Annotated in this window: 11 protein-coding genes; 4 read left to right on the top strand and 7 right to left on the bottom strand. The window is 56.7% G+C overall.

Annotated features, from left to right (window positions below):
- The first annotated feature begins 455 nt into the window (after positions 1-455).
- Both D4100_RS15975 and mdtD read left to right on the top strand, forming a co-directional pair.
- Positions 456-1,145 carry a FadR/GntR family transcriptional regulator gene (locus D4100_RS15975; protein ID WP_119804757.1) on the top strand — a complete coding sequence of 230 codons (690 nt, stop codon included), beginning with the start codon at positions 456-458 and terminating at the stop codon, positions 1,143-1,145.
- 69 nt (positions 1,146-1,214) lie between these two features.
- Positions 1,215-2,630 (top strand): multidrug transporter subunit MdtD, encoded by a 1,416-nt coding sequence (mdtD, locus tag D4100_RS15970; protein ID WP_119804756.1) that lies wholly within the window; start codon positions 1,215-1,217, stop codon positions 2,628-2,630.
- Here mdtD and rbsR read toward each other — a convergent pair.
- The 7 genes from rbsR to kup form a co-directional block, all read right to left on the bottom strand.
- Positions 2,627-3,628, bottom strand: a complete 1,002-nt coding sequence (gene rbsR, locus D4100_RS15965; RefSeq protein ID WP_004950431.1) for a ribose operon transcriptional repressor RbsR — start codon at positions 3,626-3,628, stop codon at positions 2,627-2,629. The two genes, mdtD and rbsR, sit on opposite strands and share 4 nt — an antisense overlap.
- 5 nt (positions 3,629-3,633) lie before the next feature.
- On the bottom strand, positions 3,634-4,560 hold the full coding sequence (rbsK, locus tag D4100_RS15960; RefSeq protein WP_006321853.1) for a ribokinase: 927 nt from the start codon (positions 4,558-4,560) through the stop codon (positions 3,634-3,636).
- 61 nt (positions 4,561-4,621) lie between these two features.
- A complete protein-coding gene (gene rbsB, locus D4100_RS15955; RefSeq protein WP_006321844.1) occupies positions 4,622-5,509 on the bottom strand; it encodes a ribose ABC transporter substrate-binding protein RbsB in 888 nt (295 codons plus the stop codon).
- Positions 5,510-5,532: 23 nt separating this feature from the next.
- Entirely contained in the window at positions 5,533-6,498 is a 966-nt protein-coding gene (rbsC, locus tag D4100_RS15950; protein ID WP_004950441.1) for a ribose ABC transporter permease, read from the bottom strand.
- Positions 6,499-6,504: 6 nt separating this feature from the next.
- Positions 6,505-8,010 (bottom strand): ribose ABC transporter ATP-binding protein RbsA, encoded by a 1,506-nt coding sequence (gene rbsA, locus D4100_RS15945; RefSeq protein ID WP_006321842.1) that lies wholly within the window; start codon positions 8,008-8,010, stop codon positions 6,505-6,507.
- 7 nt (positions 8,011-8,017) lie between these two features.
- Positions 8,018-8,437: a D-ribose pyranase gene (rbsD, locus tag D4100_RS15940; protein WP_006321841.1), complete on the bottom strand. Its 420-nt coding sequence runs from the start codon at positions 8,435-8,437 to the stop codon at positions 8,018-8,020.
- Between the two features lie 168 nt (positions 8,438-8,605).
- Complete coding sequence (gene kup, locus D4100_RS15935) at positions 8,606-10,474, bottom strand: low affinity potassium transporter Kup (RefSeq protein WP_119804755.1); 1,869 nt, start codon at positions 10,472-10,474, stop codon at positions 8,606-8,608.
- A gap of 283 nt (positions 10,475-10,757) precedes the next feature.
- Here kup and ravA point away from each other — a divergent pair, with 283 nt between their 5' ends.
- Together ravA and viaA are read left to right on the top strand one after the other, a co-directional pair.
- A complete protein-coding gene (ravA, locus tag D4100_RS15930) occupies positions 10,758-12,266 on the top strand; it encodes an ATPase RavA (RefSeq protein ID WP_119804754.1) in 1,509 nt (502 codons plus the stop codon).
- Positions 12,267-12,268: 2 nt separating this feature from the next.
- Positions 12,269-13,732: an ATPase RavA stimulator ViaA gene (viaA, locus tag D4100_RS15925; protein ID WP_006321831.1), complete on the top strand. Its 1,464-nt coding sequence runs from the start codon at positions 12,269-12,271 to the stop codon at positions 13,730-13,732.
- The last annotated feature ends 1 nt before the right edge of the window (position 13,733 follow it).

Raw genomic sequence — 13,733 nt, 5'->3', positions numbered from 1 at the left:
AAAGGTTACTAAATGAATTTTACTTCAGTAGTCACTCTTCAAGACTTGATATTTTTTCGTACCCGAAGGTACTGGATATCGTCTTGTGGAGTGCCCACACAGATTGTCTGATAAATTGTTAAAGAGCAGTGAGTTAGTCGCCGTAGCTGGCTATCTCGAGGTGGCGTATACTACGCTTTTCACCCGAAGAGTCAAGCATTTATTTTGCTTTTCTCTTACCGACCTGGCGATTGGTTCTCATTAGAGGAGTCGTTGTTCCCGGTCAGTGGAGGCGCATTATAGGGAGTTCTCAGAAGGCCGCAACCCCTAAATGCAAAAAACTTTTCAAGCGCGGATTTTTTCGGCAAAACGCTGCACAAGCCAGCGATTTCGTCACTTTTTCCGGCAAACAGCCACAAAAGCCGGCGATCCGTAGAGTAAAATAAGAGTAACAATGTCAGTAAGGACTCGCAGCCATGCAATTTAATACCCAACAACAGGCCGCCCAACGCAACCTTTCTTATCTGCTTGCAGAGAAACTCGGCCAACAAATTCTGGCAGGCGATTATCAGGCAGGCAGTATCTTGCCCGGAGAGATGGAACTGGGAGAACAATTCGGCGTGAGTCGCACGGCGGTACGTGAAGCAGTAAAGATGCTGGCAGCTAAAGGTATGCTGCTGCCTCGTCCGCGCATCGGTACCCGGGTGATGCCGCAAAGCCAGTGGAATTTCCTCGATCAAGATTTATTGACCTGGTGGATGACCCGGGAAAACTTCGATCAGGTGATGCAACACTTCCTTATATTGCGCACGTCACTGGAACCACAGGCCTGCTCGCTAGCTGCGGCCAACGCCAGCGCTCAGCAAACCACGCAGTTAGCCGAATTGATGGCGGAGATGCGTGCGCTGCATACTCAATTTGACCGCGAGCGCTGGATCCAGGTTGATACCCAATTCCACCAGCTTATCTATAAAGCCAGCGGTAACCCGTTTCTGACATCATTCGCCAACCTGTTCAGTTCGGTGTATCAAAGCTACTTCCGCGCCATTACCGGCAATGAAGTGATTAAGCTCCAACACCATCAGGCCATCGTAGATGCGATACTGGCCGGTGACGGCCCCCAGGCGTTAGCCGCATGCCAGGTTTTACTCAAAGAGAAAGACTAACCCATCCCCTACTTATATATAGAGAAGAAAGATGAGAGGGACGGATACGACAGCTAACCAGGACCGACAATGACCAAATCCGCGCGCAGTATGGCAGGACTACCCTGGATCGCCGCAATGGCGTTCTTTATGCAGGCACTGGACGCCACCATCCTCAACACCGCATTACCGGCGATCGCCCACAGTCTGGATCGCTCGCCGTTGGCGATGCAGTCCGCCGTAATCAGCTATACGCTGACGGTCGCCATGCTGATCCCGGTCAGCGGTTGGCTGGCGGACCGCTTCGGCACCCGCCGGGTATTTATCCTCGCGGTGTCGCTGTTTACCCTGGGGTCATTGCTGTGTGCGCTTTCCCCTACGTTAAGCGTGCTGGTGACTTCACGCGTCATTCAGGGGATCGGCGGCGCGATGATGATGCCGGTGGCGCGTCTGGCGCTGCTGCGCGCCTATCCGCGCAGCGAACTATTACCGGTACTGAACTTCGTGACCATGCCGGGGTTGGTTGGGCCAATCATGGGGCCGCTGCTGGGCGGCTGGCTGGTGACCTACGCCACCTGGCATTGGATTTTCCTGATTAACATCCCGATTGGCCTGCTCGGCATCTTCTATGCGCGTAAATACATGCCGGACTTCACCACTCCCAAGCGCCGTTTCGATTTCATTGGCTTTATGTTGTTTGGCCTGAGTCTGGTGCTGGTTTCCACCGGGCTTGAGTTGTTCGGCGAACGAGTGCTGGCCAGCTATATCTCGCTGGGGATCCTGCTGAGCGGCGTGGTGATGCTGTTCGGTTATATCGCTCATGCCCGCAGGCATCCCCAACCGCTGATTGGTCTGGACTTGTTCAAGACCCGCACCTTCTCGGTGGGCATTGCCGGCAACGTCGCCTCGCGCCTGGGCACCGGCTGTGTGCCATTTCTGATGCCACTGATGCTGCAGGTGGGCTTCGGTTATTCTGCGATTATCGCCGGCTGCATGATGGCACCGACTGCCGTAGGTTCGCTGATGGCAAAATCCACCGTCACACAGGTGCTGCGCTGGTTCGGTTACCGCAAGACGTTGGTTGGCATCACGGTAATTATCGGCGTATTGATTGCCCAGTTCGCGCTGCAAAGCCCGGGGATGCCACTGTGGTTGATGATCTTGCCGTTGTTCGTTCTCGGCATGGCTATGTCTACGCAATTCACCGCCATGAATACCATCAGTCTGGCGGATTTAAACGATGCCAATGCCAGTTCCGGCAACAGCGTGCTGGCGGTCACCCAGCAGCTATCCATCAGCTTCGGCGTGGCGATCAGCGCAGCAGTTTTGCGTTTCTACGAATCGATGTCGCTCGGCACCATGATCGATCACTTCCACTACACCTTTATTACCATGGGGATTGTCACCGTCGCGTCGGCGTTTGTCTTCATGCTGTTGAGAACGAAGGATGGCCGCAATCTGATCGGCGGCCGGGAAGCGAAGAAAGAAGCGAAAGCGGCGGGCTAGCGGTGGCCCACCGAAGCACGTTCCACCAGCTCAGGGGTCAGCACCAGAACCTGGGCTTCACGTTCCGGATTCTGCAGGCGGTTGATCAGCGCATCAATCGCCAGTTCCCCCAGCGAATCCTTCGGCTGGTGAATAGTACTTAACGGCGGCGCCAGATATTTGGCCAGTTCGATATCATCGTAGCCCATCACCGCCATGTCTTGCGGTACCGATAACCCTGCCTGGTATAGCGCCTGATAGGCGCCTACCGCTACCGCGTCGTTACCGGCGAATACCGCATGCGGCGGTTCGGCCAACGCCAGCAGCTGTTTCATCGCGGCAACTCCACCTTCAAACTCGAAGTCGCAGTGCACTTCGTATCCGGGCAGGATCGCCAGCCCGGCGCGTTGCATGGCACGGCGGTAGCCTTCCAAACGATGGCGTGCGGTGGTTTTATCCTGCGGGCCGGCGATACAGGCAATATTGCGATAACCGCGGGCGATCAGGTGATCGGTCGCCATCTCCCCGCCCAGCAGCGAGTTATCCTGAATGATGTCGTTGGCCCCTTCGAACGGAGCCCAGTCCATCATCACGATAGGCAGTGACGGATAGCGGCTCAGCGCATCCTGTGACGGTCGATGGTTTTCGGTGCACATCAACAGCAGGCCGTCGACGCGTTTTTGCAACAGCGTCTCCATGCTGCGGTTCATGCGTGCGGCATCCTCTTCGGTATTGCACAGGATCAGGCTGTAGCCGCGCTCGTAGCAACTGCGTTCAACGCCACGCACCACTTCGGCATAGAACGGGTTGTTGCTGGAAGTCACCAGCATGCCAATGGTCCGCGTCTGGTTGAGCTTCAGGCTGCGCGCCAAGGCGGAGGGCGCGTAGTTCAATTGTTCTACGGCCGCCATGACCTTGTCGCGCACGCTGTCGCTGACAAAGCGATTGTTATTGATAACGTGTGAAACCGTCGAGGTTGAAACGCCCGCCAGGCGAGCGACATCTTTCATGGTGGCCAAAGGAGTTACTCCTGCTGCTGCAAGAAGGCGTCGATCTCTTCGCGCCAGGGCACGGAAGGCTGAGCGCCAGGGCGGGTTACCGCGATTGCCGCCGCCGCATGGGCGAAGCGCACCGCATCCGCCATGGTTTTACCTTCCAGTAGCGCCGTCACCAACGCCCCGTTGAAAGTATCGCCGGCAGCGATGGTGTCTACCGCTTTAACCTTGAAGCCGGGCACCAACTTGCCGTTGCCGTTCTCACTCAGCCAAACGCCACGGCTGCCAAGAGTAATGATCACCGTGCCGATGCCTTTATCGTGCAAGGCTTGGGCCGCGCGCGCCGCATCATCATCATTAGCGATGGCTATGCCGGTGAGGCGCTGGGCTTCCGTTTCATTGGGCGTAATCATATCGATCATCGCCAGCAGTTCATCCGGCAGCTCACGCGCCGGTGCCGGATTGAGGATCACCTGCGTTTGATGCTGCTTCGCCAGACGAGCGGCGGCCGTCACCGTTTCCAGCGGTGACTCGAGCTGCATCAGCAAAGCATCGGCCTGGATCACTTTCTGCTGATAGCGCGCCAGATAGTCGGGCGTTACGGCGGCATTGGCACCGGCATCGATGCCGATCACGTTCTCGCCTTCGGCATTGACAAAAATCAGCGCCACGCCAGTGGTGTTGTCGGCAATCGCCTCAATAGGTTGGGTATCAATGCGATCGGTCGCCAGTTGCAAGCGGATGCGTTCACCGATGTCATCTGCGCCGACGCAGGCTATAAAGGCAATATCCGCACCGCTGCGCCCTGCCGCCACCGCCTGATTCGCGCCTTTACCACCAAATGCCACCTTATACTGTTTCCCGATCACCGTTTCACCCGGGTGGGGAAACTGCTCAATATTGAGGATATGGTCGGCATTGATACTGCCAAGCACCACCAGCTTACCTGTTTCCATCGCATTGATTCCTGAATTGCGCGCCATCATAAACGCCCCGTTTCGATGGCGCTGGTATGACTTATTTAGTGACCAGTTTCAAATCAACCGGGATGGTTGCCGGCACTTTCTCGCCTTTCAAGACTTTATCCGCCGTTTCCACGCCAATCACGCCGATTTGGTCCGGGCGCTGCGCCACGGTCGCCGCCAACTTGCCGCCTTCAACCGCTTTCACGCCGTCGGCGGTGCCGTCGAAGCCTACCACGACCACATCGGTTTTACCGGCGGTTTGCAGCGCGCGCAGTGCGCCCAGCGCCATTTCGTCGTTCTGCGCAAACACTGCCTGCACATCCGGATGCGCAGTCAGCAGGTTCTGCATTACGTTCAGGCCCTTGGTACGGTCAAAATCTGCCGGCTGGCTGGCCAGCAGTTTGAATTTGTTCTGATCCAGCGACTGCTTGAACCCTTCGCCACGCTCGCGGGCGGCGGAGGTACCGGCAATCCCTTCCAACTGGATCACTTTAGCGTCTGCGCCCACTTTTTTAGCGATAAAGTCGCCGGCCATTTTGCCGCCAACGCGGTTATCCGAAGCGATATGGCTGACCACCTCGCCCTTGCTCGCCACGCGGTCCAGCGTAATGACCGGGATTTTGGCCTGATTGGCCATCTTGATGGCGTTGCCCACCGCATCGGAATCCGTTGGGTTAATCAGCAGCAGTTTAGGCGCCTGCACCATCAGATCCTGCACGTTAGCCAGTTCTTTCGCCGGATTGTTCTGCGAGTCCAGCACCACCAGGTTATAGCCCAGCTTGTTGGCTTCCTGCTGCGCGCCTTCTTTCATGGAAACGAAGAACGGGTTATTCAGGGTGGACACCACCAGCGCGATGGTGTCTTTCGCCAACGCGTTAGCGCTCAGGGTAGCAGTCAGAGCGAAGGCCGAAGCCAGGATTGCCAGTTTTTTCATTTTCATCATCGTGATTCCTGTAGGGGAGGTTACTTGTTGCTTTTGTTATCTACCAGAACCGCCAGCAGTATCACCACTGCCTTCACGATCATTTGGTAGTAGGAAGAAACACCCAGTAAATTCAGGCCGTTGTTCAGGAAGCCGAGGATCAGCGCCCCGATCAGCGTGCCGACGATGCGGCCCTTGCCGCCCGCCAGGCTGGTACCACCCAGCACCACGGCCGCGATGGCGTCCAACTCATAACCGGTACCGGCAGTCGGCTGCGCAGAAGACAGGCGCGCCACTTCGATAACGCCAGCCAGCGCCGCCAGCAGCCCGCACAGTGAATAAACGATAATCTTCACTTTATCGACGCTGATGCCGGAAAGGCGGGTCGCCGCTTCATTACCGCCCAGGGCATAAATATAGCGGCCCAGGCGGGTGTGGTGCAGCATGTACCAGGCAGCGATAAACACTATCGCCATGATCCAGATCGGGGTTGGCACCCCCAACGGACGGCCGATACCGAACCAGCCGAACGTATCGGCCACGTCGGTAAAGCCGGTATTCACCGGGCTGCCGTTGGTGTACACCATGGTGACGCCGCGCAGCAGCAACATCATCACCAGGGTGGCAATAAATGCCTGTACCTTGCCTTTGGCGACAATCACGCCGGTGCAGGCGCCCACCGCAGCACCCAACGCCAGCGCCGCCGCAACGGCCACCACCGCGTTAATTTCAAAACCGACGATCGACGCCGCCACCGCACCGGTCAGCGCCAGCAGCGATCCCACCGACAGATCGATACCGGAAGTCAGGATCACCAGCGTCATCCCGACCGCCATAATGGCGTTCACCGAAGTTTGCTGGAGAATATTGAACAGGTTGTTCAGGGTGAAGAAATTCGGGCTCATTGAAGAGACCACGGCAATCAGCACCAGCAGAGCAATCAGGGACTTTTGCTCTAACAGCCACTCTTTACTGAACCAGCGCTTTGCGACACTCTGGGAACTCATATCTGATTACTCCTGCTTTACGCCGTATTGCTTGCCGACAGCCGCTGCCATCAACACTTCCTGGGTGGCCTGTTCAATCGGGAATTCACCGCTTAGGTGCCCTTCGTGCATGACCAGGATGCGGTCGCTCATGCCCAGCACCTCCGGCATTTCCGAAGACACCAGAATGATGCTCAGCCCTTCCTGCTTGAACTGGTTGATTAACTGATAGATTTCTTTTTTTGCACCGACATCGACACCGCGCGTTGGCTCATCGAGGATCAACACTTTTGGCCGCGTCATCAAACCGCGGGCAATCGCCACCTTCTGCTGATTACCGCCGGAAAGCAGGCCAATCGGCTGTTCCATCGAGGGGGTCTTGATATTGAACAGACGAATGAAATCCCCTACCGCCTGCTGCTCATCAGCCTGTTTCAGGCTACCGCCGGCGCGGCTGAAATAACGCAGCGCAGTCAGCGACATGTTTTCCTTCACCGACATTCCCAGCACCAGGCCATCGCGCTTGCGGTCTTCGGAGATATACACGATGCCGTTCGCCAGGCCGTCCTGCGGGGAGCGAGTCACCACCTCATGGCCATCGAGGCTGACCGTGCCGGCTTTGCGCGGCGCTGCACCGTAGAGAATCTTCATCAACTCGGTGCGCCCGGCTCCCATCAGCCCAGCCACACCCAGGATTTCGCCGCGGTAGAGGGTAAAGCTGACGTCATGCACACCGGGGCCGGAAAGCTGGCGGACCTGCAACCGCTTTTCGCCGCGCGGCAGGTTAAGCCGCGGGTACTGCTCCTCCAGCTTGCGGCCGACCATCATTTCGATAAGCAGGTCTTCCTGCAGCTCGCTGACCGGCCGCTCGGCGATAAACTGCCCGTCACGGAACACCGTGACGTCATCGCAGATTTCGAAGATCTCCTTCAGCCGGTGCGAGATATAAACAATGCCGCGTCCCTCGGCCTTCAGCTCGTTGATCACTTTAAATAAAGACGCGGTTTCCGTGTCGGTCAGCGCATCGGTCGGCTCATCCATAATGATGACTTTCGACTCGAAGCTCAGCACCTTGGCGATTTCCACCATCTGCTGATCGCCGATCGACAGTTCGCCCACCAGCCGGTGGCTGCTGTAACTCAGGTTCAGCCGCGCCAGCAGTTTGTCGGCTTCGGCGTACATTCGCTTCCAGTCGATGCGGCCAAAGCGGTTAACAAACTCACGCCCCAGGAAAATGTTTTCCGCAATCGTCAGTTGAGGGATCAGGTTCAGTTCCTGATGGATAATGCCGATGCCCGCTTCCTGCGAATCCTTTGGCCCGTTGAACGCCACCTCTTTGCCGAGAAAATACTGACTGCCGGCATCTTTGTTATAAATGCCGGTCAGCACTTTCATCATGGTGGACTTCCCGGCGCCGTTTTCGCCCACCAGCGCCATCACCTTACCGGGATAGACGCTGAGTGCGGCGCCGGAAAGCGCCTTCACGCCGGGAAAGGCTTTATCGATCCCTTTCAGTTGCAGTAAAGGTTGCATAAATGCCTCAGAAAGTTACGCCGGCGCAGAGGATAACGTTCGCGTACGGCGAACATTCACCGCTGCGGATCACCGCCCGGCTGTGTTCAGTTTGCGCTTTAAAAGCCTGGTGGCTGATATAACTCACGCTAATGGTGTTTCCCTGGTGTTGGCCAAGCTGTGTCAGTTGAGCCAACAAGGCCTGATGGAGCTGCGGATTTTGATGCACCATCTCTTCCGCCAGAATGGCGCTTTCAACCTGCATCTCCTGCGTCACTACCCCGACCACCTGCAAAAACGTCGGCACTCCCTGGGTCAGCGCCAGATCGATACGCTGCGTTACCGCCGGGATCGGCAGCCCCGCATCGCAGATGACAATCTGATCGGTATGGCCGAGCCGGGAAACCACGGCAGAAACATCAGCATTCAGCAGTACGCCTTTTTTCATCTTCTCACTCCAGCAGCGAAACGTTTCGCTATTGGATGAGTTTAAAAAAACGGCAGGGGAAGGCAACCGGGATAATGCAGAAATGTGATCGCTATCGAAACGTTTCGCTCGCACAACAAAAAAGCGGAAACAAAAGGGGCCCAGCATTGCTGAGCCCCTGAGAGGGAGTTAAATCTCGACCTGGGTTCCCAGTTCTATCACCCGATTCGGCGGGATTTCAAACTGGTCCGGTGCGCGCAGCGCGTTGCGACTCAGCGCGATAAACAGCTTGCCGCGCAGGAACAGATACCAAGGCCGTTTGGTCAGGATCAACGACTCATGCGACATAAAGAACGAGGTTTCCGTCATGCGACACGGCAGCCCTTCCAGTCCGCAGCGGTGGAACACTTCTTCAACGTTCGGCGTTTCGCGCCAGCCGTAGCTCGCCACCACCCGCCAGAAGGTCGGTGAAAGCTGTTCGATGGTCACCCGGCGCACATTGTGTACGTAAGGCGCATCCTCGGTGCGCAGCGTCAGCAGCACCACCCGTTCATGCAGCACCTTGTTGTGTTTCAGGTTATGCAGCAGCGCAAAAGGGATCACGTTAATGGCGCGCGACATAAATACCGCCGTACCAGGCACTCGCACCGGCGGCGATTTCTCCAGTGAGGCAATCATCGCCTCCAGAGAGTTACCGTGTTCATGCATGCGGCGCAACAGACGGAAACGTTCGCTTTTCCAGGTGGTCATGATGATGAACATCACCAGCGCCAGCATCAACGGCAGCCAACCGCCAGAGAACAGTTTCAGGGCATTGGCGGAGAACATCGGCACGTCGATAATCAGCAGGATAATCAGGATGCCGACCATGAAGAAACGGTTCCAGTGCCAGTTGTTAATCGCCACCGAGGTCACCAGAATGCTGGTCAGCACCATGGTGCCGGTAACGGCGATGCCGTACGCCGCCGCCAGGTTGCTGGAGTGTTCGAAGCCCACAATCACCAGCACGACCGCGATATACAACATCCAGTTAATCACCGGAATATAGATTTGGCCGGATTCCATTTCCGAGGTATGGATAATGCGCATCGGCGACAGATAACCCAGGCGCACCGCCTGGCGGGTCAGGGAGAATACGCCGGAAATCACCGCTTGCGAGGCGATGACCGTAGCCAGCGTCGCCAAGATCAACAGCGGGATCAACGCCCAGTCCGGAGCCAGCAGGAAGAACGGGTTCTTGATCGCCTCAGGATTTTTCAGCAGCAACGCGCCCTGGCCGAAATAGTTCAGTACCAGAGAAGGCAATACCACGGTGAACCAGGCCAGGCGGATAGGGAATTTGCCGAAGTGCCCCATATCGGCATACAGCGCCTCAACGCCGGTAATCGACAGCACCACCGCGCCCAATGCAAAGAACGAGACCTTCTTGTATTCCATAAAGAAGTTCAGCGCCCATTTCGGGTTCATCGCCTGCAGCACTTCCGGGTTAGCGATGATGCTGCGCGCACCCAGCACCGCCAACACGATAAACCACAGCAGCATCACCGGGGCAAACAGTTTTCCGACGCTGCCGGTACCGTGTTTTTGGATAGCGAACAGCAGCGTCAGCACCAGAATGGATAAGGGGACGATATAGCCATCGAGCGACGGCGCGGCGATCTCCAGCCCCTCTATCGCCGACATCACCGATATCGCCGGGGTGATCACCACCTCACCATAGAAGAAACTGCCGCCAATCAGGCCGAGAATCACCAACACCGCAGTAGTGCGCGCGGAGGTATTGCGCCCTGCCAGCGACATCAGCGTCAGGATGCCGCCTTCGCCGGCATTATCCGCACGCATGACATAGCTGAGATATTTAAGCGAAACGATGATAATCAGCATCCAGAAAATCAGGGACAGGAAGCCAAACACCACGTCAGGACGTACATCGAAGCCATAATGGCCGGAGAAACACTCTCTCAGGGTATAAAGAGGGCTGGTGCCAATATCACCGTAAACCACCCCAATTGCCGCCAGAGTTACCGCTGATAAGGACTGTTTATGCTCTGTGCTCATAATTCGTTTCTTTATTAGAACATCCGTTAGCGATGCATCCGCATCAGCCAGAGATACGGGCTCTAAGATCCGTTACGCCCACTAAAAGGCGCACAGTATGCACGATTTATACTGCTTGCCTACTCTTATATCAGCCCCGAAAAATAAACAAAATGTGAACCAGCCACCCTTTTGATAATAGAAAGATTTTACTAATCAACAAGCTATACCATTAAAAATAATGGTGGTTTATCATCGGATTATCCACCAAGATTGGTTAACTCTCGGACAACACGACAATAATATGGCGCCATCATCACTTCTGGCAGAACGGATTTCCCGCCTCAGCAGCGCGCTGGAGAGCGGTCTTTATGAACGGCAGGAAGCAATTCGCCTGTGTTTGCTGGCGGCGCTGAGCGGTGAAAGCGTGTTTCTTCTCGGCCCACCCGGCATCGCCAAGAGCCTGATTGCCCGCCGGTTAAAATTCGCCTTTCGCCGCGCGCGTTCGTTTGAATACCTGATGACGCGCTTCTCGACGCCGGAAGAGGTGTTCGGCCCGCTGTCTATCCAGGCATTAAAAGATGAAGGCCGCTATCAGCGTCTGACCGCCGGCTATCTGCCCGAGGCGGAGATCGTGTTCCTGGATGAAATCTGGAAAGCCGGCCCGGCGATCCTAAATACCCTGTTAACGGCGATCAACGAACGCCGCTTCCGCAACGGCAACAGCGAAGAACCGATCCCACTGCGATTACTGGTTACCGCCTCTAACGAACTGCCTGAGGCCGACAACAGCCTGGAAGCGCTGTACGACCGCATGCTGATCCGCCTGTGGCTGGACAAAGTTCAGGATAAACAGAATTTCCGCTCACTGCTGATCAGCCGCCAGAATGAGAATGACAACCCGGTCCCTGAGGCCTTGAGCATCAGCGACGAAGAATTTCACCAATGGCAACCGCAGATCGACAAGATCAAACTGCCCGAAGGCTGCTTTGAACTGATATTCCAGTTGCGCCAACGATTGGATGCGCTGGAAAGCGCTCCCTACGTTTCCGACCGTCGTTGGAAAAAAGCGCTGCGGCTGTTGCAGGCCTGCGCCTTCTTTAGCGGCCGCGACGCCGTCGCCCCGCTCGACCTGATGTTGTTGAAGGATTGCCTGTGGCATGACCTCACTTCGCTAAAGCTGCTGCAACAGCAAATCGACCAGTTACTGACCGAGTCGGCCTATCAGCAGCAGACGCTGTTGATCCAACTACAACAGATCCACACCCGCTGGCTGCAACATCAACAACAACAGAGCGATCGTCAGGCGATAGCGTTGGTGAAAAAAGGCGCCATGTTCAGCAGAAAACCCCAGTTCATGCCGGCGGCGCCATTAGGCACCGGCACCCTGACCCTGCTGCTGCAAAAGCCGCTGCAGCTGCATGATATTCAGGTCAACCACCTGACCATTGAAAGCAGCGCGCTGGAAAACTGGCTGCAAAAGGGCGGCGACGTGCGCGCCAAACTGAACGGCATCGGCTTTGCCCAGCAGATCGACCTGGAAGTGGACGAGCAACTGCACCTGACGATACTGGACGTCAGCCGCCAGCCTTCTCTGCTGGCCTTGCCCGGCAAACAGACCGGCGGTACTCCGCAGGCGATGCTGGACGAAATGGACGCGCTGGCACAACGCCTGGCAGAACAGCGCCGGTTGTTCAGCCAACACCAGCCCTGTCTGTTTACTCCTGCCGGCGGCCTGGCAAAAATTGAAGCCAGCCTGTTGCAGGTGGCGGAACAGATCAAGCAGCAGCACCAGCAGATGCGCGGCCAATAACGATGCTCAGCCTGGAAACGCTCGATCTGCTGCTGGCGATCACCGAAGGCGAGCTGATCGAGGAGATGATCGTCGGCATGTTGGCAGCACCGCAGTTGACGGTTTTTTTCAAGAAGTTTCCGGCCATCCGCCGGGCGCTGGATCGCGATCTGCCGCGCTGGAAACTGCAACTGAAAGAGCGTATCCATGAAGCCATGGTTCCCCCGGCGCTGGCGCAGGAGTTTTATCGCTATCAACAGTGTCAGTTGGAAAACAATACCCAGTTCTATCACCACCTGAACGATACCCTCGATCTACTGCGCCAGCTGGTTTCCCCGTTTTATGAGCAGGCCCGTTCGCTGGTGGACGCCGCCGATCTGCCCAATCATCCGCTGGACGACAGCTTCCAGACCCTGTTTTTGCAGCGCTGGCGCATCAGCCTGACGCTGCAGGCCACCATGTTGCACCACCAACTGCTGGAACAGGAGCGAGAGCAACTGATGGCGGAGCTGCAGGAACGTCTGGCGCTGAGCGGCGCGCTGGAGCCGCTGTTGTCGGAAAATGACACCGCCGCCGGGCGGTTGTGGGATATGAGCAAAGGCCATCTGCAACGCGGCGACTACCAGCGGCTGGTGGAATACGGCAATTTCCTGCAACAGCAGCCGGAGCTGAAAAAACTGGCGCAGCAATTGGGCCGCAGTTATCAGGCCAAGGCGGTGCAACAGCAAGACGCGCTGCCGGAACCGTTCCGCGTAATGGTCCAGGTACCGGCCACGCTGCCGGAAGAGGTCAGCGGCATTCACCAAAGCGACGATATTCTGCGCCTGCTGCCACCGGAACTGGCCACGCTGGGCATCGAAGAACTGGAGTTTGAATTTTACCGTCGCCTGCTGGAAAAGCGGCTGTTGACGTATCGCCTGCAGGGCGACGTCTGGCAGGAGCAAATATTGATCCGACAGGTCACCCACCAGCAGCAAGATCAGCAACCGCGCGGGCCGTTTATCGTCTGTGTGGATACTTCAGGTTCGATGGGCGGTTTCAATGAGCAGTGCGCCAAGGCTTTTTGCCTGGCGCTGCTGCGCATAGCGTTGGCGGATAACCGCCGTTGTTACATCATGCTGTTTGCCAACCAAATCGTGCATTACGAGCTTACCGCCGCCAGCGGTATCGAGCAGGCGGTGCGATTTCTCGGTCAGCATTTTCGCGGCGGCACCGATCTGGCCGCTTGCCTGAACGCCACTGTCACCAAAATGGCAGACAGCGGCTGGTTTGACGCCGACGCGGTGATCATTTCCGACTTTATTGCCCAGCGGTTGCCGGAGGAGGTAATAAAGAAGGTGAAACAGCAGCAGCAAAGCCACCAGCAGCGTTTCCACGCCGTGGCGATGTCCGCCTATGGCAAACCCGGCATCATGCGCATCTTCGATCATATCTGGCGCTTTGATACCGGGTTAAAAAGCCGTTTAATGCGCCGCTGGCGGCGCTGAA

The organism is Serratia inhibens (assembly GCF_003591175.1).
In the GTDB taxonomy this organism is placed as follows: domain Bacteria; phylum Pseudomonadota; class Gammaproteobacteria; order Enterobacterales; family Enterobacteriaceae; genus Serratia; species Serratia inhibens.
Note: the sequence above shows the minus strand (reverse complement) of the source record. Positions and strands in the feature narration are given on the sequence as shown.